Source organism: Burkholderia sp. BCC0506 (assembly GCF_902833145.1).
Lineage (GTDB): Bacteria > Pseudomonadota > Gammaproteobacteria > Burkholderiales > Burkholderiaceae > Burkholderia.
Genome location: NZ_CADFEN010000006.1, coordinates 1 through 25,205, shown reverse-complemented (window position 1 = coordinate 25,205; position 25,205 = coordinate 1). Strand labels below are relative to the sequence as shown.

At 67.7% G+C, this 25,205-nt stretch carries 27 protein-coding genes and 1 pseudogene; 21 read left to right on the top strand and 7 right to left on the bottom strand.

Annotated features, from left to right (window positions below; translation table 11 throughout):
- Positions 1-55 precede the first annotated feature (55 nt).
- The 9 genes from HWX62_RS15155 to HWX62_RS15115 all read left to right on the top strand — a co-directional run bounded on the left by HWX62_RS15155 (position 56) and on the right by HWX62_RS15115 (position 7,861).
- Positions 56-1,249: an MFS transporter gene (locus HWX62_RS15155; RefSeq protein ID WP_175927830.1), complete on the top strand. Its 1,194-nt coding sequence runs from the start codon at positions 56-58 to the stop codon at positions 1,247-1,249.
- A gap of 97 nt (positions 1,250-1,346) precedes the next feature.
- Positions 1,347-1,904 (top strand): single-stranded DNA-binding protein, encoded by a 558-nt coding sequence (locus tag HWX62_RS15150; protein WP_175985171.1) that lies wholly within the window; start codon positions 1,347-1,349, stop codon positions 1,902-1,904.
- Positions 1,905-2,024: 120 nt separating this feature from the next.
- Entirely contained in the window at positions 2,025-2,555 is a 531-nt protein-coding gene (mug, locus tag HWX62_RS15145) for a G/U mismatch-specific DNA glycosylase (RefSeq protein ID WP_175927828.1), read from the top strand.
- Entirely contained in the window at positions 2,542-3,165 is a 624-nt protein-coding gene (locus tag HWX62_RS15140) for a DNA-3-methyladenine glycosylase (RefSeq protein ID WP_175928166.1), read from the top strand. Before mug ends, HWX62_RS15140 begins: the two co-directional genes overlap by 14 nt.
- Positions 3,166-3,267: 102 nt before the next feature.
- Entirely contained in the window at positions 3,268-4,032 is a 765-nt protein-coding gene (locus HWX62_RS15135) for a ParA family protein (RefSeq protein WP_175927827.1), read from the top strand.
- 503 nt (positions 4,033-4,535) lie between these two features.
- Positions 4,536-5,120, top strand: a complete 585-nt coding sequence (gene phaP / locus HWX62_RS15130) for a TIGR01841 family phasin (protein ID WP_175927826.1) — start codon at positions 4,536-4,538, stop codon at positions 5,118-5,120.
- A 287-nt stretch (positions 5,121-5,407) separates the two neighbouring features.
- Positions 5,408-6,589, top strand: coding sequence for an acetyl-CoA C-acetyltransferase (locus HWX62_RS15125; RefSeq protein ID WP_175927825.1), 1,182 nt, complete (start codon positions 5,408-5,410; stop codon positions 6,587-6,589).
- A gap of 215 nt (positions 6,590-6,804) precedes the next feature.
- Complete coding sequence (gene phbB, locus HWX62_RS15120; RefSeq protein ID WP_175927824.1) at positions 6,805-7,548, top strand: acetoacetyl-CoA reductase; 744 nt, start codon at positions 6,805-6,807, stop codon at positions 7,546-7,548.
- Positions 7,549-7,654: 106 nt separating this feature from the next.
- The gene (locus HWX62_RS15115; RefSeq protein ID WP_175927823.1) at positions 7,655-7,861 is read left to right on the top strand and encodes a hypothetical protein; all 207 of its coding nucleotides are present in this window, start codon (positions 7,655-7,657) and stop codon (positions 7,859-7,861) included.
- A gap of 80 nt (positions 7,862-7,941) precedes the next feature.
- Here the strand turns inward: HWX62_RS15115 and HWX62_RS15110 are convergent, their stop codons facing one another.
- Complete coding sequence (locus HWX62_RS15110; RefSeq protein WP_175927822.1) at positions 7,942-8,271, bottom strand: hypothetical protein; 330 nt, start codon at positions 8,269-8,271, stop codon at positions 7,942-7,944.
- Between the two features lie 313 nt (positions 8,272-8,584).
- On the opposite strand from HWX62_RS15110, the gene HWX62_RS15105 reads away from it, so the two are divergent.
- The 4 genes from HWX62_RS15105 (at position 8,585) to HWX62_RS15090 (ending at position 12,330) form a co-directional block, all read left to right on the top strand.
- Entirely contained in the window at positions 8,585-9,346 is a 762-nt protein-coding gene (locus HWX62_RS15105; RefSeq protein WP_175927821.1) for a M48 family metalloprotease, read from the top strand.
- Positions 9,347-9,440: 94 nt separating this feature from the next.
- Positions 9,441-9,611 carry a hypothetical protein gene (locus HWX62_RS15100; RefSeq protein WP_175927555.1) on the top strand — a complete coding sequence of 57 codons (171 nt, stop codon included), beginning with the start codon at positions 9,441-9,443 and terminating at the stop codon, positions 9,609-9,611.
- A 76-nt stretch (positions 9,612-9,687) separates the two neighbouring features.
- Positions 9,688-11,310, top strand: a complete 1,623-nt coding sequence (locus HWX62_RS15095; RefSeq protein ID WP_175927820.1) for a phospholipase D family protein — start codon at positions 9,688-9,690, stop codon at positions 11,308-11,310.
- A 246-nt stretch (positions 11,311-11,556) separates the two neighbouring features.
- Entirely contained in the window at positions 11,557-12,330 is a 774-nt protein-coding gene (locus HWX62_RS15090; protein WP_175927819.1) for a class II aldolase/adducin family protein, read from the top strand.
- 31 nt (positions 12,331-12,361) lie between these two features.
- Here the strand turns inward: HWX62_RS15090 and HWX62_RS15085 are convergent, their stop codons facing one another.
- Positions 12,362-13,363 (bottom strand): hypothetical protein, encoded by a 1,002-nt coding sequence (locus tag HWX62_RS15085; RefSeq protein ID WP_175928165.1) that lies wholly within the window; start codon positions 13,361-13,363, stop codon positions 12,362-12,364.
- A 497-nt stretch (positions 13,364-13,860) separates the two neighbouring features.
- Here HWX62_RS15085 and HWX62_RS15080 point away from each other — a divergent pair, with 497 nt between their 5' ends.
- On the top strand, positions 13,861-14,295 hold the full coding sequence (locus tag HWX62_RS15080) for a CHRD domain-containing protein (RefSeq protein ID WP_175927818.1): 435 nt from the start codon (positions 13,861-13,863) through the stop codon (positions 14,293-14,295).
- Positions 14,296-14,384: 89 nt separating this feature from the next.
- On the top strand, positions 14,385-15,347 hold the full coding sequence (locus tag HWX62_RS15075) for an alpha/beta hydrolase (protein WP_175927817.1): 963 nt from the start codon (positions 14,385-14,387) through the stop codon (positions 15,345-15,347).
- Here HWX62_RS15075 and HWX62_RS15070 read toward each other — a convergent pair.
- Positions 15,317-16,159, bottom strand: a complete 843-nt coding sequence (locus HWX62_RS15070; RefSeq protein ID WP_175927816.1) for an EcsC family protein — start codon at positions 16,157-16,159, stop codon at positions 15,317-15,319. The two genes, HWX62_RS15075 and HWX62_RS15070, sit on opposite strands and share 31 nt — an antisense overlap.
- Before the next feature lie 107 nt (positions 16,160-16,266).
- Between HWX62_RS15070 and HWX62_RS15065 the strand changes: the two genes are divergently transcribed.
- Positions 16,267-17,862: an MDR family MFS transporter gene (locus HWX62_RS15065; RefSeq protein WP_175927815.1), complete on the top strand. Its 1,596-nt coding sequence runs from the start codon at positions 16,267-16,269 to the stop codon at positions 17,860-17,862.
- Positions 17,863-17,919: 57 nt separating this feature from the next.
- Complete coding sequence (locus tag HWX62_RS15060) at positions 17,920-18,366, top strand: MarR family transcriptional regulator (protein ID WP_175927814.1); 447 nt, start codon at positions 17,920-17,922, stop codon at positions 18,364-18,366.
- A gap of 68 nt (positions 18,367-18,434) precedes the next feature.
- Here the strand turns inward: HWX62_RS15060 and HWX62_RS15055 are convergent, their stop codons facing one another.
- Both HWX62_RS15055 and HWX62_RS15050 read right to left on the bottom strand, forming a co-directional pair.
- A complete protein-coding gene (locus HWX62_RS15055; RefSeq protein WP_006487930.1) occupies positions 18,435-19,016 on the bottom strand; it encodes a DJ-1/PfpI family protein in 582 nt (193 codons plus the stop codon).
- 158 nt (positions 19,017-19,174) lie between these two features.
- Positions 19,175-20,455, bottom strand: coding sequence for an amino acid deaminase (locus HWX62_RS15050; RefSeq protein WP_175927813.1), 1,281 nt, complete (start codon positions 20,453-20,455; stop codon positions 19,175-19,177).
- A 119-nt stretch (positions 20,456-20,574) separates the two neighbouring features.
- On the opposite strand from HWX62_RS15050, the gene HWX62_RS15045 reads away from it, so the two are divergent.
- From HWX62_RS15045 to HWX62_RS15030, 4 genes are all read left to right on the top strand, one after another.
- Entirely contained in the window at positions 20,575-21,513 is a 939-nt protein-coding gene (locus tag HWX62_RS15045) for a MurR/RpiR family transcriptional regulator (RefSeq protein ID WP_175927812.1), read from the top strand.
- Between the two features lie 2 nt (positions 21,514-21,515).
- Positions 21,516-22,997: a D-aminoacylase gene (locus tag HWX62_RS15040; RefSeq protein ID WP_175927811.1), complete on the top strand. Its 1,482-nt coding sequence runs from the start codon at positions 21,516-21,518 to the stop codon at positions 22,995-22,997.
- Between the two features lie 75 nt (positions 22,998-23,072).
- On the top strand, positions 23,073-23,459 hold the full coding sequence (locus HWX62_RS15035; protein WP_175927810.1) for a RidA family protein: 387 nt from the start codon (positions 23,073-23,075) through the stop codon (positions 23,457-23,459).
- A gap of 174 nt (positions 23,460-23,633) precedes the next feature.
- Positions 23,634-24,053, top strand: a complete 420-nt coding sequence (locus tag HWX62_RS15030) for a VOC family protein (RefSeq protein WP_175927809.1) — start codon at positions 23,634-23,636, stop codon at positions 24,051-24,053.
- A 127-nt stretch (positions 24,054-24,180) separates the two neighbouring features.
- On the opposite strand, the gene queF is transcribed toward HWX62_RS15030, so the two are convergent.
- Together queF and HWX62_RS15020 are read right to left on the bottom strand one after the other, a co-directional pair.
- On the bottom strand, positions 24,181-25,011 hold the full coding sequence (queF, locus tag HWX62_RS15025; protein ID WP_175927808.1) for an NADPH-dependent 7-cyano-7-deazaguanine reductase QueF: 831 nt from the start codon (positions 25,009-25,011) through the stop codon (positions 24,181-24,183).
- Positions 25,012-25,028: 17 nt separating this feature from the next.
- Positions 25,029-25,205, bottom strand: a pseudogene (locus HWX62_RS15020) (threonine ammonia-lyase, biosynthetic); the annotation flags it as partial.

Genomic DNA, 25,205 nt, shown 5'->3' with positions numbered 1-25,205 from the left:
ATCTTCCGCCGCCCGCCGCCGGGCGGACATTCCGATCATTCGAAATTCATTCCCGATGTCCAATCCGTCTGCCACGTCTTCCCGCATGACTGCGCCCGAACTGCGCGCGACCACGTCGCTCGCGGCGATCTTCGCGCTGCGCATGCTCGGCCTGTTCATGATCATGCCGGTGTTCTCGGTCTACGCGAAAACCATTCCCGGCGGCGACAACGTGCTGCTGGTCGGGATCGCGCTCGGGGCCTACGGCGTCACGCAGTCGCTGTTCTATATCTTCTACGGCTGGGCGTCCGACAAGTTCGGCCGCAAGCCGGTGATCGCCGCGGGCCTCGTGATCTTCGCGCTCGGCAGCTTCGTCGCCGCGTTCGCGCACGACATCACGTGGATCATCGTCGGTCGAGTGATCCAGGGGATGGGGGCGGTGTCGTCGGCGGTGCTCGCGTTCATCGCCGACCTGACCTCGGAGCAGAACCGCACGAAGGCGATGGCGATGGTCGGCGGCTCGATCGGCGTGTCGTTCGCGGTCGCGATCGTCGGCGCGCCGATCGTGTTCCACTGGGTCGGGATGAGCGGGCTGTTCGCGATCGTCGGCGTGCTGTCGATCCTCGCGATCGGCGTCGTGCTGTGGATCGTGCCCGATGCGGCGAAGCCCGTGCACGTGCCGGCGCCGTTCGCCGAGGTGCTGCACAACGTCGAGCTGCTGCGCCTGAACTTCGGCGTGCTGGTGCTGCACGCGACGCAGACGGCGCTGTTCCTCGTCGTGCCGCGCCTGCTGGTCGACGGCGGGCTGCCGGTCGCCGCGCACTGGAAGGTCTACCTGCCGGTGATGGGGCTCGCGTTCGTGATGATGGTGCCGGCGATCATCGTCGCGGAAAAACGGGGCAAGATGAAGCCGGTGCTGCTCGGCGGCATTCTGGCTATCCTGATCGGCCAATTGTTGCTCGGCAGCGCACCGCATACCATCCTGATTGTGGCGGCGATCCTGTTCGTGTACTTCCTCGGGTTCAACATCCTGGAAGCGTCGCAGCCGTCGCTCGTGTCGAAGCTCGCGCCCGGTTCGCGCAAGGGCGCGGCCACGGGCGTCTACAACACCACGCAGTCGATCGGGCTCGCGCTCGGCGGCATCGTGGGCGGCTGGCTGCTCAAGCACGGCGGCGCGAACACGGTCTTTTATACGTGTTCGGGGCTCGTTGCCGCGTGGCTTATAATCGCGGCCAGCATGAAAGCGCCGCCGCGCAAGGCCGGAACCTGATTGTCGGGTAGGCGCCGGCGGCGTTCGCCGGCTCGCCCGGCGGGCCGCTCCAACGACTGTCGCGGGCGGCCCCGCATCGAATTTACTGGAGAAACACATGGCATCCGTCAACAAGGTCATCCTCGTCGGCAACCTCGGCGCCGATCCTGAAGTCCGTTACCTGCCGAGCGGCGACGCGGTTGCGAACATCCGTCTCGCGACGACCGATCGCTACAAGGACAAGGCGAGCGGCGAGTTCAAGGAAATGACCGAGTGGCATCGCGTCGCGTTCTTCGGCCGTCTCGCGGAAATCGTCAGCGAGTACCTGAAGAAGGGTTCGTCGGTCTATATCGAAGGCCGCATCCGCACGCGCAAGTGGCAGGGGCAGGACGGCCAGGACCGTTACTCGACCGAAATCGTCGCCGAGCAGATGCAGATGCTCGGCGGCCGCGGCGGTTCGGGCGGCGGCGGTGGCGGCGGTGACGAAGGCGGTTATGGCGGCGGCTACGGTGGCGGTGGCGGTGGCGGCCGCGGCGAGCAGATGGAGCGCGGCGGTGGCGGCGGCGGCCGTGCCGGCGGCGCGGCGCGTGGCGGTGCAAGCGGCGGCGGCCAGAGCCGTCCGAGCGCACCGGCGGGCGGCGGCTTCGACGAGATGGACGACGATATCCCGTTCTGATCGCCAGTCGGCATCCCGCATCCGATGGGCCCGAATGTCCGAGTCAAGCCAGTCGCTTGGCCGGGTTTTCGGGCCTTGCTTCGTTTACGTCGTTCCTGCCGGTCGCACGCCGGATGAAACGTGGCTGACGCACTCCCCGACCTCATCGCGCCCCATCTCGACGTCCTGTTCTGCGGGATCAATCCCGGCCTGATCGCCGCCGCGACCGGCCATCACTTCGCGGGCAGAAACAACCGCTTCTGGCGCGTGATCCATCTCGCGGGCTTCACGCCGGCGGAACTTTCGCCGCAAGACGATCGCGCGATTCTTCGGTACGGGTGCGGGCTGACGACCGTGGTGCAGCGGCCGACCGCGCGTGCCGATCAACTGTCGCGCGCGGAATTCGCAGCCGCGGCCGCCGGGTTCGAGCAGAAGGTCGCGCGGCATGCGCCGCGTTTCGTCGCATTTCTCGGCAAGGCGGCGTATTCGGCGCTGTCGGCGCAGCGCGAAGTCACGTGGGGGCTGCAGCCGTCACGCATCCGGCATGCGCGTGTGTGGGTGCTGCCGAACCCCAGCGGCAGGAACCTCGCATTCGGGCTCGATGATCTCGTCGATGCGTATCGCGCGCTTCATCTCGCGGCGACGACGGAGAGGCACGATGCGACGCAGTAGGACGGCGGCTCCATGGCCGGGCGCCATCGTGCCGCGCGCCTTCTTCAACCGCATGGCCACCGAAGTCGCGCCGCAACTGCTCAACAAGATCCTCGCGGCAGCGGACGGCCGGGCCGGCCGCATCGTCGAAGTGGAAGCGTATGCGGGCGCGCTCGATCCGGCGGCGCATACTTATCGCGGCAAGACGCCGCGCAACGCGACGATGTTCGGGCCGCCGGGGCACCTCTATGTTTATTTCACATACGGCATGCACTGGTGCTGCAACTGCGTGTGCGGCCCGGACGGTGCGGGAACGGGCGTGCTGATCCGCGCGCTGGAGCCGCTGCACGGGCTCGAACGGATGCGTGCGGCGCGGCCGCCGCGCACGCGCGATCGCGACCTGTGCCGCGGCCCGGCGCGGCTGACGCAGGCGATGGGGATCGGCGGCGCACAGGATGGCGTCGATCTGGTCGGTGCGCGCGAAGGGTTCGCGATCGTCGACGACGGGATGGCGCCGCCCATCGATCTGGCGGGCGGGCCGCGCATCGGCATTCGCGTCGGCCAGGATCTGCCGTGGCGGTGGAGCGTGCCCGGCAACCGCTATGTATCGGGCGCGGCGCCGCGCATCTGACGCGTGGCGCGCACAAGTCGCGCCCGATTCGGCCTGCGTCACGCGACCGCCATGATTGACCGGCTAAGCTGGCCGTTTCGACGTTTCGACCGAGGGGATACCATGCGGCGGGTCGTATTCAACCAGAAGGGCGGCGTGGGCAAGTCGACGATCGTCTGCAACCTGGCGGCGATCAGCGCGAGCGAGGGATTGCGCACGCTCGTCGTCGATCTCGATGCGCAGGCGAACTCGACGCGCTACCTGCTCGGCGACGCCGCGCCCGATGCGCAACCGGGTGCTGCCGGTTTCTTCGAAACCGCGCTGACCTTCAACTTTCGTCCGGTGGACGTCGCGTCATTCATCCACGCGACGCCGTTCGACGGGCTCGACGTGATGCCCGCGCATCCGGATCTCGACATGCTGCACGGCAAGCTCGAGTCGCGCTACAAGATCTACAAGCTGCGTGACGCGCTGAACGAGCTCGACATGTACGACGCCGTGTACATCGACACGCCGCCCGCGCTGAATTTCTATACGCGTTCGGCGCTGATCGCGGTCGAGCGCTGCCTGATCCCGTTCGACTGCGACGATTTCTCGCGCCGCGCGCTGTACACGCTGCTCGAGAACGTGAAGGAAATCCAGCAGGACCACAACGCGGCGCTCGAGGTGGAAGGGATCGTCATCAACCAGTTCCAGCCGCGCGCGAGCCTGCCGCAACGGCTGGTCGACGAGCTCGTCGACGAAGGGCTGCCGGTGCTCGCGTCGCGGTTGTCCGCGTCGGTGAAGATCCGCGAATCGCATCAGCAGGCGATGCCGGTGATCCATCTCGAGCCGACGCACAAGCTCGCGCAGGAATTCCGCGCGCTGCACCGCGAACTGGCCGGCTGACCCGTTACCCGAGCGCATCGATCGAGGCCGCTTCGTGCGGCCTTGTCTTTATCGCGGGCCGCCATTCATCCGATCATTGAATTCGTCATTTATAATCCGGAAAACGATTTCATAATAAATCCAGAAAAAACGATTACATGGGCGGTCGCTCCGTTTTCAATGATTGCCGTTTTCTAATAAACAGAATAATGGGTGGGTAAATATTGCGAGATGTCACGATGCGCTATGCTGTAAAAAGGTAAAAAAGCATTGCGGGTCGGAGCCGCTTGGCATTCGCAGTCCGCGAAACGGCCGTGCCGCGGGCTTCGGCGGCCGAGGAAAAGGGTAATAAGGGTTTATACCTATCATTAATGCCACTTAATTGACAATTAATCGATCTAGAATGACTTCCCTCAACTGCCCGTGCTCGATCAGGTGACGGGTTGTCAATAAGGAAGCGGCTGTCGATCGGCTTCCATTTTTTCTTTACGTCCTCTCTCGCATTGCCAACAGGAGCGTGCCCGATGTCCGTATTTGCCCCCGAAAAACTCGCCGCCGATTATCAATCCGGTATCGCCGCCTGGTTCGCGATCGCCCGTCCGGCGATCCACGGTTTCGAGGCCGTCGTCGAACTCAACCTGCAAGCGGCCCGGACGGCGCTCGAGGAATACGAGGACAAGCTGAAGAACGCGTTCAACAGCAACAACCCGGCCGCAGGTTTCGCGCAGCAGGTCGTGGTGCCGCAGGAAGCGGCCGGCAAGGCCGTGTCGTACGGCCGCCATCTGTTCGACATCGCTGTGTCGACGCAGTCCGAATGGGCGAAGGTTGCGCAGGCGCAGTACGAACAGAACGACAAGCGCCTGAAGGACGTGCTCGGCGAACTGTCGAAGCACGCGCCGGCCGGCTCGGCGCCGGTGGTGGCCGCGCTGAATTCGGCGCTCTCCGCGGCGACTGCCGCAGCCGACTCCGTGCGGGCGGCGACGGGGCGGGCGATCGAAGCGGCGCAGAGCGGCTTCGATGCGGTCAGCGAGACGACCGCGCGCGGTGCCAAGCAGACGGCAGCCGCCGCCCGCAAGGACGCAGCGGCCGCGCGCGAATCGGCCGCGTAACCGCATGAGTGCGTGTCGCGCGCAGGCGCGACACGATTGTTGATCGGCGCCGGACGGCGTCGGCGCCCGCGTGTGCCACGCGGGGTCGGCCAGCGTCCGGTTCGCCGCGAGACGACCGTGCACGGTTGCCCGTGCAGCGGCGTGCCATGCCGCCCGTGCGAACCGGTGCTGACCGCCGGGACGGCAGCATGCGATCGCGATCGCGCCGGGGGGCCCGGCACGCGCCGTCGCACGTGCAGCCATGCCGGCGTCAGAACGATGAACTGATTTCGATGCAGGAATTGAACATGACGGATGTAGTGATCGTATCGGCCGCGCGCACCGCGGTCGGCAAATTCGGCGGCTCGCTGGCGAAGATTGCGGCGCCCGAACTGGGCGCGACGGTGATCCGCGCAGTGCTGGAGCGAGCGGGCGTGAAGCCCGAGCAGGTCAGCGAAGTGATCATGGGCCAGGTGCTGACGGCCGGCTCCGGGCAGAACCCGGCGCGGCAGTCGCTGATCAAGGCGGGGCTGCCGAACGCCGTGCCGGGCATGACGATCAACAAGGTGTGCGGCTCGGGCCTGAAGGCCGTGATGCTGGCGGCGAACGCGATCGTCGCGGGCGACGCGGAGATCGTGATCGCCGGCGGCCAGGAGAACATGAGCGCGGCGCCGCACGTGCTGCCGGGCTCGCGCGACGGCTTCCGGATGGGCGACGCGAAGCTGGTCGACACGATGATCGTCGACGGGCTGTGGGACGTGTACAACCAGTACCACATGGGCATCACCGCGGAGAACGTCGCGAAGGAATACGGGATCACGCGCGAAGCGCAGGACGCGTTCGCGGCGCTGTCGCAGAACAAGGCGGAAGCCGCGCAGAAGGCGGGCCGTTTCGACGACGAGATCGTGCCGGTGTCGATTCCGCAGCGCAAGGGCGAGCCGCTGCAGTTCGCGACCGACGAGTTCGTGCGCCACGGCGTGACGGCGGAATCGCTCGCGGGGCTGAAGCCGGCGTTCGCGAAGGACGGCTCGGTGACGGCGGCGAACGCGTCGGGGCTGAACGACGGCGCGGCGGCGGTGCTGGTGATGTCGGCGCAGAAGGCGGCGGCGCTGGGCCTGACGCCGCTGGCGCGGATCAAGGCGTACGCGAACGCGGGCGTGGATCCGAGCGTGATGGGCATGGGTCCGGTGCCGGCGTCGCGCCGCGCGCTGGAGCGTGCGGGCTGGACGCCGGGCGACCTGGACCTGATGGAGATCAACGAAGCGTTCGCGGCGCAGGCGCTGGCGGTGCACAAGCAGATGGGCTGGGACACGTCGAAGGTGAACGTGAACGGCGGGGCGATCGCGATCGGCCACCCGATCGGTGCGTCGGGCTGCCGGATCCTGGTGACGCTGCTGCACGAGATGGTCAAGCGCGATGCGAAGCGCGGGCTGGCATCGCTGTGCATCGGCGGCGGGATGGGCGTCGCGCTCGCGGTCGAGCGCGTCTGAGCCGCGGCTGACGATACGGTTCGCTTGCGGCGCGGGCCGGCGCCGCGGGCGAGCCAGGCGGTTCTCGCGCCACACAGGCAGTCAACGACAAGCGCGAGGTACCGGTGCGTGCCGCGCCCGCGACGCGGGCGGCCGCGCATCGAAGCGGTGGGGCGGCAGCGCCGATGCCGTCGCCCCGCCATTCATCGATTACTTTTTTGTCGGTAATTAATAGGATGACTAAGCGAATTGCAGTTGTGACAGGTGGGATGGGCGGCCTCGGCGAAGCGGTCAGCATCAGGTTGAACGACGCGGGTCACCGGGTGGTCGTCACGTATTCGCCGAACAATGCCGGCGCGGACCGCTGGCTGACCGAGATGCATGCGGCCGGCCGCACGTTCGATGCGTACCCGGTGGACGTGGCCGATTACGACTCGTGCCGGCAATGCATCGAGAAGATCGTGCGGGACGTCGGCCCGGTCGACATTCTCGTGAACAATGCGGGCATCACGCGCGACATGACGCTGCGCAAGCTCGACAAGGTCAACTGGGACGCGGTGATCCGCACGAACCTCGATTCCGTGTTCAACATGACGAAGCCGGTCTGCGACGGCATGGTCGAGCGCGGCTGGGGCCGCATCGTCAACATCTCGTCGGTGAACGGCTCGAAGGGGTCGGTCGGCCAGACCAACTACGCGGCCGCGAAAGCCGGCATGCACGGCTTCACGAAATCGCTCGCGCTCGAGGTCGCGCGCAAGGGCGTGACGGTGAACACCGTGTCGCCGGGCTATCTCGCGACGAAGATGGTCACCGCGATCCCGCAGGACATCCTCGACACGAAGATTCTCCCGCAGATTCCGGCGGGCCGGCTCGGCAAGCCCGAGGAAGTCGCGGCGCTGGTGGCCTACCTGTGCTCGGAGGAGGCCGGCTTCGTGACGGGCTCCAACATCGCGATCAACGGCGGTCAGCACATGCACTGACGCGCGGCGGCTCGCACGGCGTTCGCCCGTGCGGGCCGCGTTCCGCACCATCCCGTGCCGGAGCGGCGGCAGGCGCGCCGCTTCGGCCTCGCATTCCGGAGAACGCATGGGCGACACCTGGATGGGACTCGTGATCGGCGGCTCGGCACTGGCCGTCGCGCTGACGATGGCGATCTCGCTCTACCTGCTCGAACGGCGCCGCGCGCGGCTGCTGCGGAATTTCGATCATCGCGACTGCTGGCTCGTCGCGTACGGCAGGTGCTTCGCGCGTCGGCCGGCAAGGTCGCTGCGCCGCATGCGCGGTGCGCGTTGAGGGCCACGCCGCGACCGGTGAACGATCGATGAGCGATCACGCCGCGCGCATGCCGTCGGCAACGCGCGCGGGGCGCACGATCAGTCGTTCCTTTCGCGCTTCCCGGTCGACTTGGCCGAGTCGTGCTTGTGGAAGATCCGCTGCGTCGTGCGCCGGGTGGCTTCCCAGCCTTCGCGCGATGCATGGGCGACACCGTGCCCGACCGCCTTCGCGGCGCTCGCGCTCGCGTGGCCGAAGCGGCGTGCCGCGTCGCCGGTCTCGTGCGCGGCATTCTTCGAATCGCGCTTGATGTCCTGCTTCATTTCCGACATGTCCGCGTGGGCGAGCGGGCCGAGCAGCGTCAGAACGAGCGCGGCGCCGATGAACTGACGAACGTTCACGACCGGGTTCCTGGAGGTAAGCCTGTGCATCGAGGATGCGTGCGTCGGCGGGCGCCGATATGAAACGCGCCGGCAGCCGATGCGTCAAGCCTCGCCACGGCGCGGCCGGACAGCGGCACGCGATCCGCTGCATCGTCCGCGACGGTTCCGGATGGCTGCGTTCGTGTTTGACGCCCGCCGGCGGGCGATTGACGCGCTTTTCGTCGTCAATGCGGTGCCGGATCATCGCGTTCACGTCAATCCGCTGAGTAATGAATGTGTCATCCGATGTAAACATCTGGTAATTTTCTGCCGGATTATGCAAAATCGCCGCTCCCAAATACAACTATCGAGGGATTCCGGGATGCAACTGAAGAAAGCGGTGGCGGCGTGTGGCGTGGCGTTCCTGTTGAGCGCGTGCGGCGGGGTACAGAGCCTCGACGCGAACAGCCTGGCTTCGGCGGGGACCAACCTGTACAAGGCGGCGACGCTGTCGGACAGCGACATCGCCGCGCTGTCGAACGAATCGTGCAAGTCGAGCGACGCCGAATCGAAGATCGCGCCGGCGAACAGCGCCTACGCGAAGCGCCTGACGAAGGTGATGAAGGGCTTCGGCGACATGACGCTGAACGGCCAGAAGATCAACTACAAGGTCTACATGACCAAGGACGTCAACGCGTGGGCGATGGGCAACGGCTGCGTGCGCGTGTACAGCGGCCTGATGGACATGATGAACGACGACGAGTTGCGCGGCGTGATCGGCCATGAAATGGGCCACGTCGCACTCGGCCACTCGAAGAAGGCGATGCAGACGGCCTATGCGGTGAGCGCGGCCCGTACCGCGGCCGGCGCGGCTTCGCCGGGCGTGGCGGCGCTGACGAGCTCGCAACTCGGCGACATCACCGAGAAGTTCATCAACGCGCAGTTCTCGCAGTCGCAGGAAAGCGCGGCCGACGACTACTCGTTCGACCTGATGAAGCAGAAGGGGATGAGCCAGAAGGGCCTCGTCACCGGCTTCCAGAAGCTCGCGAAGCTCGACGGCGGCCAGAGCTCGATGATGAGCTCGCACCCCTCTTCGGCGAGCCGTGCGCAGCACATCGAGGATCGCATCGCGAAGGGCAGCTGATCGCGCGACGAATCGCCGGCCGTCAGCGCCGGCGATCGGCAAGCGACATGAAAACCCCACGCTCGTTCGGGCGTGGGGTTTTGTTTTTTTCGGCGTGCCTGCCGCCGCGTGCGCGCTCGAAACCGCGCACGCGAACGACGATGCGGCCGTCGAAGCCGCGACGCTGCACGACGCGATCGCGCTCGCGCACACCGTGAGATGGGTGGGGGCACCGGCGCGGCATGCGCGGCCCGCCCAATTGACCGGTTCGTCGGGCGCCCACTAGAATCGACCGCAACCGCCTGTCAGCCGCGCGCCGCGGCGATGACGTGCCCATTGATCCGACTGTCGAGGAAGCTTCCGTGCTCACGTCCCAGATCCGGCGCGCGCCGGCCGCGCCTGCGTGGCGCGCCGCATGCCGCCAGGCCCGCGCGCTCGTCGTCTGCGTGCTGCTGCCACTCGCCGCGTGCGCAACGCATCCGCCCGCCACCTCGCTCGATCGTCCCGTCTCCCACGCGTTGCCGCCCGATACCGCGACACCGCTGCGCGATGCGCTGGCCGCGCCGGAAGCCGCGCATCCGGGGCAGTCGGGCTTCCGGCTGCTGGCCGACGGCGCCACCGCGTTGCAGATGCGCATCGCGCTCGCGCGAGCGGCGACGAAGACGCTCGACATGCAGTACTACATCGCGACCGAGGACACGACCGGCAAGCTGCTGCTCGCCGCGGCGCTGTACGCGGCCGATCGCGGCGTACGCGTGCGGATGCTGGTCGACGACCTCAACTTCCGCGATATCGACCGCGTGATGGCCGCGCTCAACACGCACGCGAACATCGAGATCCGCGTGTTCAACCCGTTCGGCGCAGCGCAGCGCGGCATGATGGAGCGTACGGCCAACTTCTTCACGCGGATCGACAGCTTCACGCGCCGGATGCACAACAAGGCGATGATCGCGGACAACCAGCTCGCGATCGTCGGCGGCCGCAATCTCGGCGACGAATACTTCAGCGCGAGCCCGACGCTGCAGTTCCGCGATCTCGACGTGCTGGCGGCCGGCCCCGTGACGAACGACATCTCGAAGAGCTTCGACGATTACTGGGCGAGCGCGAGCAGCTATCCGCTGCGCGTGCTCAATCATCAGACGTTCGATCCGAAGGATCTCGACGCGATGCGCGACGAACTGCGCGAGCACTGGCGCAAGAACGCCGATCCGTACAACGCGAAGCCGCTGAACGCGACGCCGCTCGCCCGGCAGATCGCGCGCGACGAACTCGAACTCGTGTGGGCGCCGGCCGAATTCAAGGTCGATGCGCCGGACAAGGTCGCGCGGCCGACCGACACGTACGTGAGCCCGCCGATGCGGCGCCTGGCCGAGCTGACGCGCGGCGCGCAGAAGGAATTCCTCGCGTTTTCGCCGTACTTCGTGCCGCACGACGCCGGCGTGAAGATCCTCGGCGACACGACCGCGCGCGGCGTACGCGTCGCGATCCTGACGAATTCGCTCGCAGCCACCGACGCGGTCGCGGTGCAGGCCGGCTATGCGCCGTACCGCGTGCCGTTGCTGCAGCGCGGCGTCGAGCTGTACGAATTCAAGTCGCAGCCGGACCAGCAGCCCGCGCGGCTGTTCGGTTCGCGCTCGCGCGCGAGCCTGCATGCGAAGGCGTACGTGATCGACCGGCAAATCCTCGTGATCGGGTCGCTGAATCTCGACCCGCGTTCCGCGCACCTGAATACCGAGCTCGCGCTCGTGATCCACAGCCCGGTGCTCGCGCAGCAGGCCGCGGCGATCTTCGCGCGCGTGACGCAGCCGGACGAAAGCTACCGCGTCACGCTCGCGAAGCGGGCCGACGGCAGCCCGCCCGCGCTCGAATGGACGGGTACCGACGGCGGCCAGCCCGCCACCTATCACGTCGACCCGCATGCGGGGCTGATGCGCAACGTGATGACCGGCATCTTCATGCTGCTGCCGGTCGACGACCAGTTGTAAGGGCAGGATCGGCTCCGGCAAAACCCGCGATACCGGTGCGCGGGGAAAGGTGATATGGTTGTGTGCGCAACGATATGCGTATCGTGAAGGGCGCAGGCGGGCCGCTCGCACAACGCGGGCCGGAACGGCGCGCGAACGACTCGCCGCCGCGGAGGTGCGACAAGCATCGCAGGCGGCGCCGGCAGACGATGGACGATGCGCACCGTCACTCGCCCCGGGGCCGCGCCCCCGCAACCGGAGTTCCCCATGCAACGTGTACCGAACCAGCCGTTCACGCGTCCCGCGCGCTTCTCCGAAGCCGAATGGCAGGCGCGCGTGCAGCTCGCGGCCGCGTACCGCATCTTCGACACCCTCGGCTGGACCGAGCTGATCTACAACCATATCTCGCTGCGCGTGCCGGGCGAGGACGGACATTTCCTGATCAACCCGTTCGGGCTCCATTACCGCGAGGTATGCGCGTCGAACCTCGTGAAGATCGACATCGACGGCAACGTGATCGGCCATTCCGACTGGCCGATCAATCCGGCCGGCTTCACGTTCCACAGCGCGATCCATGCGGCGCTGCCCGACGCGCACTGCGTGATGCACGTGCACACGACGCCGACGATGGCCGTATGCTGTTCGCGCGACGGGCTGTCGTTCTCGAATTTCTATTCGGCGCAGTTGTACGGGAAAGTCGCGTATCACGACTTCGAAGGCATCACCGTGCATCTCGAGGAAGGCCGGCGCATCGTCGAGAGCGCGGGCGGGCGGCCCGTGCTGCTGCTGCGCAACCACGGGCCCGTGACGATCGGCGCGACGCTCGCGCAGACGTTCTCGCTGATGTGGCTGCTCAACCGCGCGTGCGAGGTGCAGGTCGCGACGCATGCGATCGGCGCTGCGCTGCCGATCGCGCCGTCCGTGCTCGAAGGGTGCGTGCGCGATTCGCTGAACTTCGATCCGAAGCATGGCGCGGGACAGGATGCGTTCGACGCGCTGCAGCGCATCGTCGACCGGATCGATCCGGGCTATCGCGCGTGACGCGGGCGGTGCGCCCGATCAGTGCGTCCGGTCAGAACCGGTAGCCGAGGCCCGCCTGGATCACGTCGGTGTCGCGATCGTAGCGCGTGACCACGCGGTTCCACGTGATGCGCGTGAGCCAGCGCTCGGAGATCCGGTAGCTGGCCGAGATCGACACGATGCCGGAGACCCGGCCGTCGCCCGGGCCCGGCTGGCCTTCGCGGTTGCGCTGGTTCACGGTGAAATACGCACCGGCACCGGCCGACAGCGTGACCTTGTCGTCCAGGAACGCGCGCGTGAGCCACAGCTCGGAGGCGATCCCGTTGCGGCGGACCGCCTGCTTCGCCCCTTCGTACATCCACGTCGCGGTCCAGTCGATCGAACGCGTGAGGCCGCGCCGGTATTCGACGCTGCCGCCGAGCGTCGATGGCGACGAGCGGCTGTTGAGAATCGTCTCGCCGAGCATCGCGGTGACTTCGTTGTGCGTGACCCGGCGCGTGCGCGGCAGCGCGGTGTCGCGCGGGCCCGGCGTGTCGGGCGCATCGAGCTGGTAGCCGACGCCGAACATCACCGACGTCGTGTCGGGCCCGCTGAACACTTGCGCGCGGTTGACCTGAAGCTGCGCGATCCAGCGGTGCGACGTGTAATACGCGGCCCGCACGCTCATCAGCACGCCCCAGCCGTGCGTATTCGAGTAACCGCGGCCTTCGGCGGCCGGCACCGTGTCGAAGTAGCGATACGGGCCCGCGCCGGCCGACAGCACCAGGCGGCGGTTCTCGAGCGGCACGCGGCCCCAGAACTGCACGGCCTGGCCATCGCGATGGTGATTCGGCATGTGCCCTTCGTTGTACCACGTGAAGCCGAGCGCGGTATGCGCGCTCAAGCCTTCCTGGTAATCGAACGCCCACGAATACGTGCGTTGGCCGCCGCCCCACAGCGGGCCGGCGAACAGCGAGAACTCCTGCGCGTCGGCGGGCGCGCCGTAGAGGGCGGCGACGGAGCAAAGACCCGCCAGCAGCGGGCGGACACGGACGGGGTGGGTCGGGCAGGGCATCGGGGGACGGGCCGGCACGGTTCACTTTCCAGTCACGACAACACGCGATCATTTTCCTGCGCGGGAAAACACGTGTCGACCGGGGTTCGCGCAATAACGTATTCCACGTATCGGGACAGCAGGCACGGGATGCGGTTGGGTCCCGGCCGCCGCCGGCACGCGCGTCGATCGCGACTCGAGCGGATAAAAACGCTTCGTCCTGCTTGGCAACGGGCAGGGCGGAAAGGCGAAATGCACGTGCGGCATGCCGCCTGCCGTTCGAGACACGCAAAAAAAACGCGGCCGGGTGGCCGCGTGAATACTCGCAGACTCCTTCGGACGAAGGAAACAAGCAACTGTGAAACGAAGTGTAGCGAAAGGCCTCGCACGGATTCAGGGGCGGTGTTGCAAAGGTCTCTTCCAGGTTTCGGCAGTCTGCCGGACCGGCCGGCAATCGACTACCATCCTGTGTGACGCCGCCGCCCTGGGCGGCGTACCACGTCGTGCAAGGAGAATCCATGCTGAAGCTGCGTTTGCTCCAGGTCGCATTGTTCGCGGGCGTGTTGGCCGCCGGCAGCGCCGCTGCGGAAACGGTGCGCCTGTCCGCCAATCTGCAGCCGTCGAGCGAAGTGCCGCCGACGGCGACCAAGGGCTCGGGCGCCGTTACTGCGACCTACGACACGGCCACCCGCACGCTGCAGTGGACGGTCACTTACGAACACCTCACGGGGCCGGCCACCGCCGCGCATTTCCACGGGCCCGCGCCGGTCGGCCAGAACGCCGGCGTGCAGGTGCCGATTCCGAAGGACGAGCTGGCGAGCCCGATCAAGGGTTCGAAGGCGCTCACCGACGAGCAGGTCACCGAGCTGATGGGCGGCAAGTGGTACTTCAACATCCATACGAAGGAACACCCGTCCGGCGAGATCCGCGGCCAGGTGATGCCGGCGAACTGAGCGCCGGCGTTTGATGTAGAGGCACCTGTCGAGCGACGCGCGAGCGTTCGCACGTACCATCGTCACACTGCGATGACGGAGTGCGTCCGATGAGTTGGCAAAGCAAGTTCGCCTGCTGGCTGCTGCGCTGGCAGTTTCGTCCCGAAACCACGCGCGAGGTGCTCGACCCCGCGCGGGCCCGGCGCTTTACCGACCTGCGGATGATCGTGCCGCGCCGTCCGCCGTCGGGCTACCGGCTGCGGCAGTGCTACGGCGCCGGCGACGCGCCGCTGCGCGGCGAATGGCTCGAACGTACCGACGCGGGCGCGGGGCGCGCGCCCGGCCGCACGCTGCTGTATTTCCACGGCGGCGGATACTACTTCTGCTCGACGAGGACGCACCGGCCGCTGGTGTTCGGGCTGACGAAGCGCGCGGGCGTCCGCGCGTTCTCGCTCGACTACCGGCTCGCGCCCGAAAGCCGCTTTCCGGCCGCGCTCGACGATGCGCTCGCCGCCTATCGGCAACTGCTGGCGCTCGGCACGCCGCCCGAGTCGATCGTGTTCGGCGGCGATTCCGCGGGCGGCGGCCTCGCGCTCGCGACGCTCGTCGCGCTGCGCGATCGCGGCGAGCCGCTGCCGGCCGGCGCGATCCTGTTCTCGCCGTGGACGGACCTGGCCGGCACCGGCGGCACGATGCGCAGCAACGACGGCCTCGACCCGATGTTCGCGGCCGCGGCGTTGCCGAAGGCGGCGAAGCTGTATCTCGGCGACACGCCGGCGACGCATCCGTACGCATCGCCGTTCTACGCGGATTTCACGGGCCTGCCGCCGCTGCACATCCAGGTCGGCGGCACCGAGGTATTGCTCGACGATTCGCGCCGCGTCGCGGACAAGGCGAAGGCGGCCGGTGTTCAGGTGGAGCTCGAGGTGTGGCCCGACATGCCGCACGTGTGGCAGCTGTACGCGCCGATGGTGCCGGAAGCGCGCGACGCGCTCGACCGCGCGGCCGCGTTCCTGCGCCGCGTCGCGGTCGAGCGTGCGGTTCAGCGCGCGGGCGAGGCGTCGATCGCCTGATACGCCGCCTTGACGGCCACCGAGCCGTACTTGCGTTCGAGCCGGCGCACGGTGAAGTGACCGTGCGCCATCTGCTGGAAGTGATCGATGAACAGCGTGTTGACGGTCGCGCCGAGCACGGCGCCGATCGCCGGGATCGACTTCGCGGCCATCTGCTCGGTCACCTGCACCGAGAAGCGTGAGGCCACCGTCTGCACGAGCTTGAACACGGCCGCCGAGCTGTGCGCGGCGATGCCCTTGGCCGTGATGTCCGACGACGCCTTCGAGATCGCCTGCGCGAGCGCGCCGCGCAGCACGAAATAGCCGAGATCGGCGTCCTCTTCCCGCTTGTCCGGGTTGCCGCCCATGCCGAGCACGGCCAGGCACTGCAACTGCGTATCGACCGACGTCAGGTCCTCGCCCTCGCTGCGCGCGATGTCGCACACCGAGCGGAAGATCAGCGTGGTCGTCACCGGCAGCTCGACCGGCAGCGCAAGAAAACCGAACGCGCCGCCCGCCGCGCCGGTCGTCGCGACCGCGAGCTTGTGCAGCAGGTTGCTCGGCTTCTCCGGTTCGGCGTCCGGCGCCGGCGGCTTGCCGAGCGTGCGCAGCGCGATGTTCAGGCACTTGCGCAGCGCGAGCTGCGTCGCATCGTTGATCTTGCCGGTCGCGAAGTCCGGCAGGCGAGCGATCATTTTCTCGACCGGCGCGCCGAGCACGCCCGTCAGCTTCATCGTCAGCGACGGGCTTTCGAGCACCTGCTTCGCGCGCCGCAGCGCGTCCCGATCCTCGGGCGACAGTGTCGTCGCGGGGGTGATTGAAATCGGTTCCATCTTTCTCCTTGGCGTGCACGGGCCCTGAACCCGTCGCCAGCCTAGATTACTCCGGCATGCTAGAATTTTGAGATCATTTGACTCGGCAAACGTTGCATCGACAAAAAATGGCCGTCCATACTGCCGCCCACCATTCGAGCGGGCAAGTCCTGCCGTTCCGCGAATCGCTGCTCGCGATGATCGGGATCTCGTTCGTCACCATGCTGGTCGCGCTGGACCAGACGGTCGTCGGCACCGCGCTGCCGACCATCGTCGCCGAACTCCGCGGCTTCGACCTGTACGCATGGGTCGCGACCTCGTACCTGCTCAGTTCCGTGATCACGGTGCCGATCTTCGGCCGGCTCGGCGACTATTACGGCCGCAAGCCGTTCGTGATCGCGTCGATCGTCGTGTTCACCGGCGCGTCGGTGCTGTGCGGGATGGCCAACGACATGCTGACCCTCGTGCTCGCGCGCGGGCTGCAGGGGATCGGCGGCGGGATGCTGGTCGGCACCGCGTTCGCGTGCATTCCCGATCTGTTCCCGGATTCCGTCGTGCGGCTGCGCTGGCAGGTGCTGATGAGCTCCGCGTTCGGCATCGCGAACGCGGTCGGGCCGTCGCTCGGCGGGTTCCTGACCCAGTCGTTCGGCTGGCGCTCGGTGTTCTACGTGAACCTGCCGATCGGCATCCTGTCGCTGATCTTCGTGTGGCGCTATCTGCCGCACCTGCGGCATGTCGAGCACGACCGCAAGATGCGGCTCGACTGGCCGGGCGCGCTGCTGATCGCGCTGTCGCTCGGCGCGCTGCAACTGTTCGTCGAATGGCTGCCGAAGTACGGCGTCGCGAGCTGGGCGTCGCTGCTGCTCGTCGTCGCGGTCGCGGCGGGCGTCGGCCTGTGGCACTGGGAGAAGCGCTGCGCGCAGCCGATTCTGCCGTTCGACATGTTCGGCAACCGCGCGCTGTCCGCGCTCTTCGTGCTCGCGATCCTCGCCGGCTTCTCGATGTTCTCGCTGCTGTTCTACGCGCCGCTGCTGTTCCAGGGCGGCTTCGGGATGTCGCCGAAGGAGGCCGGGCTCGTGATCACGCCGCTCGTCGTGTTCATCACGATCGGCAGCATCATGAACGGCCGCGTCGTCACGCGCATTCGCAATCCGAACGCGATGCTGCACGTCGGCTTCGTGCTGTTCGCGCTCGCGTGCGCGGGCATCGTCGTGGCGACCCACACGACGCCGGCCTGGATGCTGATGACGCTGATGGTCGCGGGCGGCATCGGGCTCGGCTTCGTGCTGCCGAATCTCACCGTGTTCGCGCAGCAGACGGCCGGCCGCGAGCACCTCGGCATCGCGACCGCGCTGCTGCAGTCGCTGCGGATGGTCGGCGGGATGATCGGCACCGCGCTCACGGGCACGCTCGTCAACCAGATGTATGCGAGCGGCGTGCGCAACGCGCTGTCGGCCGACCAGGCGCTGCAGTGGCACGCGCGGCTCGCCGATCCGCAGATCCTGATCGATCGCGCGGCGCAGGCCGGTCTCGTCGCGGAGTTGACGCGTGCCGGGCATAATGGCGCGCTGCTGCTGGAGGCGGCCCGCGAATCGCTCGTCGGCGCGATTCACCTGGGCGTCGCGATGGCGGCCGTGGTCGCCGTGGTGTCGGTGTGGCAGTGCCGTCGCGTGCCGCCGATCGCGCTGCGGCACAAGATCGAACCGCACGTCGCGGCCGACTGACCGGTCAGGCGATCGAGCGGTTCAGGACTCAACGATTCACCGGAACGAAATCAGCGCATGGAAGAACAGGACCGCGTCGCGATCTTGCAGCAATTCGGACGCACGTATCGCGCATTCATGACCGCGTTCGAGGCGCACGTCGGGCAGCCGATGCCGCGCTGGCGCATCCTGGTCGCGCTCCACACGATGGACGGGCATGCGTCGCAGAAGAAGCTCGTCGAAGTGCTGCGCATCGATCCGGGCGCGCTCACGCGCCAGTTGAAGTCGCTCGACGCGCTCGGCTGGATCGAGCGCGAATCGGACGCGCGCGACAACCGCGTGACCAACGTCACGCTGACGGACGCAGGCCGCGCGGCGTTCGACGCGTGCCTGCCGCGCCGCAAGGCTTTTCTCGAACAGACGATGGCGCAGTTGCCGGACGACGTGCTGAATGCACTGTCGGGTGCGCTCGCGATGCTGGAATCGCGGATCGCGGACGTCGGGTCGACGCCGGTCGCGCGCTGACATGCGGGGCCGGGCGGCACGGCACCGCCGCCGGCCGCCGCTTCATTTCATTCCGATCCAGGACGCATTTACAGCTCGATGCGCGTGCCGAGCAGCGCGAGGAACTGCGCGAGCCAGGCCGGATGCGCGGGCCACGCGGGCGCGGTGACGAACGGCGCGTCGGTCACGGCCGCGTCGACCGGGATGTCCGCGTATTCGCCACCGGCGAGCTTCACTTCGGGCGCGCAGGCCGGGTACGCCGAAATGCGCTTGCCGCGGATCACGTCGGCGGCCGCGAGCAGTTGCGCCGCGTGGCAGATCGCCGCGATCGGCTTGCCGGCTTCGGCGAACTCGCGCACGAGCGAGATCACCTTCGGATCGAGTCGCAGGTATTCGGGCGCACGGCCGCCCGCGATCGCGAGCGCGTCGTAGCGCGCCGCATCGACGTCGTCGAATGCCGCATTCAGCGTGAACTGGTGGCCGGGCTTCTCGGTGTAGGTCTGGTCGCCCTCGAAATCGTGGATCGCCGTCTTGATCTTGTCGCCCGCGCGCTTGCCCGGGCAGACCGCGTCGACGTGGTGGCCGACGGCCTGCAGCGCCTGGAACGGCACCATCGTTTCGTAGTCTTCGGCGAAATCGCCGGTCAGGAACAGGATCTTCTTCGCGGCCATGGCTTTCTCCAGTGAAGCAGCGTTGAAGGCCCGGTCGCGCCGCGCATGACGGCCGACACGAGCCCCGAGGACGAAAGCGCAGTGTACTCCGGCAGATTGAAGCGCGCGTGACGCCCCGCCCCGCGCGAGCGGCAGGGCGGCATCGCGCGCGGCATGCGTCAGAAGAAAGTTTCGACGACTTCCGTTACGCGGAACTGCGGATCGAGCACGAGCACCTGGCGCCATTTGTCGAACGTCAGGCACGGGTGCGAGATGTCGAACGCGACCATGTCGCCGACCTTCACGTCCGCGCCCGGCGGGATCTGCAGGTACGCGTGCTGGTCCATCATCCCGGTGACGGCCCAGCCTTCGGCGGCGGCGACGTCGCGCGGCGCGGTGTCGCGGCCCGGGCGGAAGTGGCGCGCCGGCTCGGGCAGGCCCGCGTCGAACGCCGCATCGCGCTTGCCGAGCGCGACGATCGCGCGATCGGCCTCCGGCACCGACTGCACGTACGCCCACAGCTGCAGCGCCGGCAGCAGCCCTTCGCCCATCGAGCGGGCGATCGGGTTGCGCGCGAACACGTCGGTCTGCGCCTTCTTGTAGATGCCGACATCGTGCGTCAGGTAGCAGCCCGGGCGCAGCACGACTTCCGCGAAGCCCGCGTCGGACGCCTTCTTGAATTCTTCCGCGACCACGTCGTACCACGCCGAACCGGCGCCGGACAGGATCGCCGGCGTGCGCGCGAAGCGGCCGGCTTCGGCCAGCTCGCGCGTGAGCGCGACGGCCTGCTGCAGGAACGCGCGGATTTCGCCTTCCTCTTTCAGCACGCCCTCATAGAGTTCGATGCCGGCGAGCTTCAGCGTGTCCGGATAGCGCGCGATCGCGGCCAGCACGGCCTCGCGCTGCGCGGCATCGCGCACGCCCGCGCGGCCGCCCGGCACGCCGAGTTCGATCAGCACGTTCAGCGATCGCTTCGCGTCGCCGAAGAAGCGACCGAGCTGGTCGACGCTGTCCGCGGAATCGACGAGACAGAAGAATTCGAAATCGGGATCGGACAGCAGCCCCGCGACGATCGTCATGTTCTGGCGGCCGACCAGCTGGTTCGCGAGCAGCACGCGCCGCACGCCGCCGTGATACGCGGCCTGCGTCTGGTGCGCGGTCGCGAGCGTGATGCCCCACGCGCCGGCGTCGAGCTGGCGGCGGAACAGTTGCGGCGCCATCGTCGTCTTGCCGTGCGGTGCGAACTTGACGCCGTATTGCTGCACGAACGCCTGCATCCAGTTCAGGTTGTGCTCGACGCGATCCGCGTAAAGCACGGCGGCCGGCAGGCTGACGTCTTCCGCGAGCAGGTTCCATTCGAGCCGGCCCGCGTCGCCGAGCGGCACGCTCGCGCTCGGCAGATTGCCCAGGCCCTTGCCGAACGGATCGATCGTCGCTTCCTGATAGTTTGTAACTTTCATGTCATCCCGCTCCATCATCACTATGCATTGCACTGAAGTTGACATGCAGATGGTACAGAAAGTAGCATCGGCGCGGTGATGTTATTTAATAACATCGCGCTTCGCACCCTTTTCCGCAGATGAATACGCCCGCTTCCCCGCCCAGTCCGTCCGCCGCCGAGCCTCATCCGGCTCAGGCCGCCCCGCCGGTCCTCGACATCGTCGCGCGGATCGCCGAATGCGCGCCCGAGCTGCGCGAGGCCGAGCGCAAGGTCGCCGCGTTCATCCTCGCCGATCTGGCGCGCGCCGCGCATGCGAGCATCGGCGCGCTTGCGCGCGACGCGGAGGTCAGCGTCGCGACGGTCACGCGTTTCGCGAAGGCCGTCGGCTGCCGCGACGTGCGCGAACTGAAGGTGCTCGTCGCACAGGCGGCGGCTGTCGGCCAGCGCTTTCTGGTGCCGTCCGACGACGCGCCGGCCGACGACACGAGCCCCGCGTCGATGGTCTACGACGAGATCCGCGTGGCGCTTGCGCACAACCACCAGCTGTTGCGCAACACGTCGTTCGACGCGGCGGCCGACCTGCTCGCCGGCGCGAAGATGACCTACGTGTACGGGCAGGGCGGCGGCTCGACCGCGCTTGCCGACGAGCTGCGCTTCCGGCTCGTGCGGTTCGGCCGGCCGGTCGCGAGCTACCAGGACAGCTTGCTGCAGCGGATGGTGGCGGCGACGCTGTCGGGCGACACCGTCGTCGTCGCGTTGTCGGTGAGCGGGCGCGTGCCCGAGCTGCTGGAGAACTGCCGGCTCGCGAAGCGCTACGGCGCGAAGCTGATCGCGATCACCGCGCCGGCGTCGCCGCTCGCGACGCTCGCCGACCATCTGATTCCCGTCGTCGCGTTCGAAACCGATTTCATCTACAAGCCTTCGACATCGCGCTACGCGATGATGATGGCGATCGACGTGCTCGTCACCGGCGTCGCGTTGCGGCTCGGCGATGCGGGCCGGGAATCGCTGCGCCGCATCAAACACGCGCTCGATGCGCACCGCGGCGGCGGAGACCGTCAACCGGTAGGAGACTGACCATGCATTCGCATCCCGAAGCGGCCGATACGTTGATCGTCGGCGCGCAGTTGTACGACGGCACCGGCGCACCGCCCGTCACGCGCGACGTCGCGATCCGCAACGGCCTGATCGCGGCGATCGGCAACCTGTCGAACTGGCTCGCCGAGAACGTCGTCGACGCGAATGGCCGTGCGCTCGCGCCGGGTTTCGTCGACGTGCACACCCACGACGACACGCACGTGATCCGTGCGCCGGAGATGATCCCGAAGATCTCGCAGGGCGTGACGACCGTGATCGTCGGCAACTGCGGGATCAGCGCGTCGCCGGTGACGCTCGCGGGCGACCCGCCCGACCCGATGAACCTGCTCGGCGAGCGCGGCGCGTTCCGGTACCCGACCTTCGCCGCTTACGTCGCGGCCGTCAACGATGCGCGCCCGGCCGTGAACGTCGCGGCGCTCGTCGGCCATACGGCGCTGCGCAACAACCAGATGGACCGGCTCGACCGCGCGGCGACCGACGGCGAGATCGCCGGCATGCGCGCGCAGCTCGAGGAGGCGCTCGCGAACGGCGCGCTCGGTCTGTCGTCGGGCCTCGCGTACGGCTCCGCGTTCGCGGCGCCGACCGAGGAGGTGATGGCGCTCGCCGAGCCGCTCGCCAAAGCCGGCGCGCTGTATACGACGCACATGCGCACCGAGTTCGACGCGATCCTCGACGCGATGGACGAGGCCTATCGCGTCGGCCGCCACGCGCAGGTGCCGGTCGTGATCTCGCACCTGAAGTGCGCGGGTCCGTCGAACTGGGGGCGCAGCACCGAGGTGCTCGCGTCGCTCGAAGGCGCGCGCCGCTACCAGCCGGTCGGCTGCGACTGCTATCCGTACAGCCGCAGCTCGTCGACGCTCGACCTGAAGCAGGTGACGGGCGACATCGACATCACGATCACGTGGTCGGAGCCGCATCCGGAAGTCGCGGGCAAGCTGCTGAAGACGATCGCGGCCGACTGGGGCGTGACCGAGCAGGAGGCCGCGCAGCGCATCCGGCCGGCGGGCGCGGTGTACCACAACATGTCCGAGGACGACGTGCGCCGGATCCTGTCGCATCCGGCGACGATGGTCGGCTCCGACGGCCTGCCGAACGATCCGCTGCCGCATCCGCGGCTGTGGGGCGCGTTCCCGCGCGTGCTCGGGCATTACGTGCGCGACACCAACCTGCTGCCGCTCGAGGAGGCGATCCGCAAGATGACGTCGCTGTCCGCGCGCCGCTACGGGATCGCGAAGCGCGGCGAAGTGCATGTCGGCTACCACGCGGATCTCGTGCTGTTCGATCCGGCGCGGGTGATCGATGCCGCGACGTTCGAGAAGCCGCAACAGCCCGCGCACGGGATCGACGCCGTGTGGGTGAACGGCGTGCTGACTTACGAAAACGGCCAGCCGACCGGCGAGCGCGCCGGCGGTTTCGTTGCGCGCGGCGAGCGTGTGCCGGCCAGTGCCGACGCGGCGTTCTGAACGCGCGCGTTCCGATCTTCCGCGCGCGCCGCAGTCGGCACGCGCATCCGTAACCGAAATGTGAGGAGTGAAACGATGAAGCGATATGGCGTAGGCGAAGCGAAGGGGACTGGCGGCCAGGTGATGCCGTTTGCACGTGCGGTCGAGGCCGACGGCTGGCTGTACGTGTCGGGCCAGACGCCGATGGCGAACGGCGAGGTCGTCGAAGGCGGGATCGTCACGCAGTCGAAGCAGGCGATCGAGAACGTGATCGCGATCCTGAAGGAAGCCGGCTACGGTCTCGAACACGTCGTGCGATGCGGCGTGTGGCTCGACGACGCACGCGATTTCGCGTCGTTCAACAAGGTGTTCGTGTCGTACTTCGGCGAGAACCCGCCGGCCCGCGCGTGCGTGCAGTCGAGCATGGTCATCGACTGCAAGGTCGAGGTCGATTGCATCGCTTACAAGCCGCCGGTGAAGTAACGCGGCGAGGGCGAGCCGCTACGCAACGGGCCCGGCGCATCCACGTGCGCCGGGCCCGTTTTGTCACGTACTGGGCACCGGTCGGCCGCTGGGTGGCGTGCCCGAGGTGGTAACCGTCGCAACGCCACCTGCCTGTTCATGTAATGTGCCGCATGATCTTACGCAGGGAACTTCATGGAATGGGCCGCACTGGTGCCGGAGCTGATCTGCTCGGATCTTGCCGGAAGCGTTCGCTTTTATCGTGACGTGCTGGGATTCCGGATTCGCTTCGAGCGTCCGGAAGACGGGTTCGTCTATCTTGAATTCGGGCGGGCCCAGTTGATGCTCGAGCAGTACAGCCCGGAGGGCTGGCTGACCGGCCCGCTGGAGCCGCCGTTCGGGCGCGGGATCAATCTTCAGGTCGAGGTCGATGCGCTCGCCCCCATCCTCGACAGGATCTGGGCCGCGGACGTGATGCTGTTCGTCGAGCCGTGCACATCCTGGTATCGGCAGGACGAGATCGAGCATGGCCAGATCGAGATGCTGGTGCAGGATCCCGACGGTTACCTGTTGCGCCTGGTGGAGATCCTGCCGGAGCGGCCGGTGAGCGGGTGACCGCCGGCCGCCCGCGTTTCCCCGAGCAATAAAAAACAGCCCGGCCGGTTGAATCCGGTCGGGCTGTGTGGTCTCGGGTGGCGGCCGCGTGTCGCCAACTGCGAAGCGCGGCCGCCACCCGCTGCTGTTACTGCCGCGCCGTCCGCGCGTTATCCGGCATCGGCTGGTTGTAGTTCGTGCGGAACGGGTTGATGTCGAGCCCGCCGCGGCGCGTGTAGCGCGCATACACCGCGAGCTTCACAGGCTTGCAGCGATGCAGGATGTCCAGAAAGATCCGCTCGACGCACTGCTCGTGAAAACCCGTGTGATTGCGGAACGAGATGATGTAGCGCAGCAGGCCCGCATGATCGATCTGCGGCCCGACGTAGTGGATCTGCACGCTACCCCAGTCGGGCTGGCCGGTGACCGGGCAGTTCGAGCGCAGCAGGTCGGACACGAGCGTCTCCTCGACCGGCGCTTCGTTCTCGCCGTCGGCCGCCGACAGCAGCGACGGATCGGGTTCGTACACGTCGGCGTCGAGGTCGAGGCGATCGAGCGACAGCCCGTCGAGCTCGTCCATCTCGAGCTTGGCGAAATCGTGCGGCGACACCAGTTGAACCGACACGCTCGCGCCGCACGCGGCCGACACGTCGCGCTTGAGCACGTCGCGCACCGCGTCGACCGAGTCGAACTTCGATTGCGCGAACGAGCCGAGATACAGCTTGAACGATTTCGATTCGACGATGTTCGGCGATTCGGCCGGCACGTAGAACGTCGCGATCGCGACCTGCGGCTTGCCGCGCGCGTTGAGCCACGACAGCTCGTACGCGTTCCAGATGTCGGTGCCGAAGAACGGCAGCGCCGACGTGATGCCGAGCTGCTCGCGCGCGCCGGCGCGTGGAATCGGGAACAGCAGCGACGCGTCGTACTGCGTCGCGTAGACGGTGGCCTTGCCGAGCGGGGAATGTTCGGGATTCATCGTGTATCGCCTTTACTTTACGACAGGAAGAGGCGGTAAGCCGGGTTGGCGCTCTCTTCGACATACGGATAGCCGAGCGCCGCGAGGAAGCGTTCGAATTCGGCGCGATCGGCCTGCGGCACCTGCAGCCCGACGAGGATCGAGCTGTAGTCCGCGCCCTGGTTGCGGTAGTGGAACAGGCTGATGTTCCAGTC

Excerpts from the sequence above, each read along its gene's own strand:
- HWX62_RS15140 (WP_175928166.1), top strand. The coding sequence starts at position 2,542 with ATGCGACGCAGTAGGACGGCGGCTCCATGGCCGGGCGCCATCGTGCCG.
- HWX62_RS15035 (WP_175927810.1), top strand. The coding sequence starts at position 23,073 with ATGAAGCGATATGGCGTAGGCGAAGCGAAGGGGACTGGCGGCCAGGTG.
- HWX62_RS15110 (WP_175927822.1), bottom strand. The coding sequence starts at position 8,271 with ATGCACAGGCTTACCTCCAGGAACCCGGTCGTGAACGTTCGTCAGTTC.
- phaP (WP_175927826.1), top strand. The coding sequence starts at position 4,536 with ATGTCCGTATTTGCCCCCGAAAAACTCGCCGCCGATTATCAATCCGGT.
- HWX62_RS15040 (WP_175927811.1), top strand. The coding sequence starts at position 21,516 with ATGCATTCGCATCCCGAAGCGGCCGATACGTTGATCGTCGGCGCGCAG.
- HWX62_RS15075 (WP_175927817.1), top strand. The coding sequence starts at position 14,385 with ATGAGTTGGCAAAGCAAGTTCGCCTGCTGGCTGCTGCGCTGGCAGTTT.
- HWX62_RS15050 (WP_175927813.1), bottom strand. The coding sequence starts at position 20,455 with ATGAAAGTTACAAACTATCAGGAAGCGACGATCGATCCGTTCGGCAAG.
- HWX62_RS15125 (WP_175927825.1), top strand. The coding sequence starts at position 5,408 with ATGACGGATGTAGTGATCGTATCGGCCGCGCGCACCGCGGTCGGCAAA.
- phbB (WP_175927824.1), top strand. The coding sequence starts at position 6,805 with ATGACTAAGCGAATTGCAGTTGTGACAGGTGGGATGGGCGGCCTCGGC.
- HWX62_RS15150 (WP_175985171.1), top strand. The coding sequence starts at position 1,347 with ATGGCATCCGTCAACAAGGTCATCCTCGTCGGCAACCTCGGCGCCGAT.
- HWX62_RS15065 (WP_175927815.1), top strand. The coding sequence starts at position 16,267 with ATGGCCGTCCATACTGCCGCCCACCATTCGAGCGGGCAAGTCCTGCCG.
- HWX62_RS15030 (WP_175927809.1), top strand. The coding sequence starts at position 23,634 with ATGGAATGGGCCGCACTGGTGCCGGAGCTGATCTGCTCGGATCTTGCC.
- HWX62_RS15135 (WP_175927827.1), top strand. The coding sequence starts at position 3,268 with ATGCGGCGGGTCGTATTCAACCAGAAGGGCGGCGTGGGCAAGTCGACG.
- HWX62_RS15080 (WP_175927818.1), top strand. The coding sequence starts at position 13,861 with ATGCTGAAGCTGCGTTTGCTCCAGGTCGCATTGTTCGCGGGCGTGTTG.
- HWX62_RS15055 (WP_006487930.1), bottom strand. The coding sequence starts at position 19,016 with ATGGCCGCGAAGAAGATCCTGTTCCTGACCGGCGATTTCGCCGAAGAC.
- HWX62_RS15090 (WP_175927819.1), top strand. The coding sequence starts at position 11,557 with ATGCAACGTGTACCGAACCAGCCGTTCACGCGTCCCGCGCGCTTCTCC.
- queF (WP_175927808.1), bottom strand. The coding sequence starts at position 25,011 with ATGAATCCCGAACATTCCCCGCTCGGCAAGGCCACCGTCTACGCGACG.
- HWX62_RS15155 (WP_175927830.1), top strand. The coding sequence starts at position 56 with ATGTCCAATCCGTCTGCCACGTCTTCCCGCATGACTGCGCCCGAACTG.
- HWX62_RS15045 (WP_175927812.1), top strand. The coding sequence starts at position 20,575 with ATGAATACGCCCGCTTCCCCGCCCAGTCCGTCCGCCGCCGAGCCTCAT.
- HWX62_RS15115 (WP_175927823.1), top strand. The coding sequence starts at position 7,655 with ATGGGCGACACCTGGATGGGACTCGTGATCGGCGGCTCGGCACTGGCC.
- HWX62_RS15070 (WP_175927816.1), bottom strand. The coding sequence starts at position 16,159 with ATGGAACCGATTTCAATCACCCCCGCGACGACACTGTCGCCCGAGGAT.
- HWX62_RS15105 (WP_175927821.1), top strand. The coding sequence starts at position 8,585 with ATGCAACTGAAGAAAGCGGTGGCGGCGTGTGGCGTGGCGTTCCTGTTG.
- HWX62_RS15060 (WP_175927814.1), top strand. The coding sequence starts at position 17,920 with ATGGAAGAACAGGACCGCGTCGCGATCTTGCAGCAATTCGGACGCACG.
- HWX62_RS15085 (WP_175928165.1), bottom strand. The coding sequence starts at position 13,363 with ATGCCCTGCCCGACCCACCCCGTCCGTGTCCGCCCGCTGCTGGCGGGT.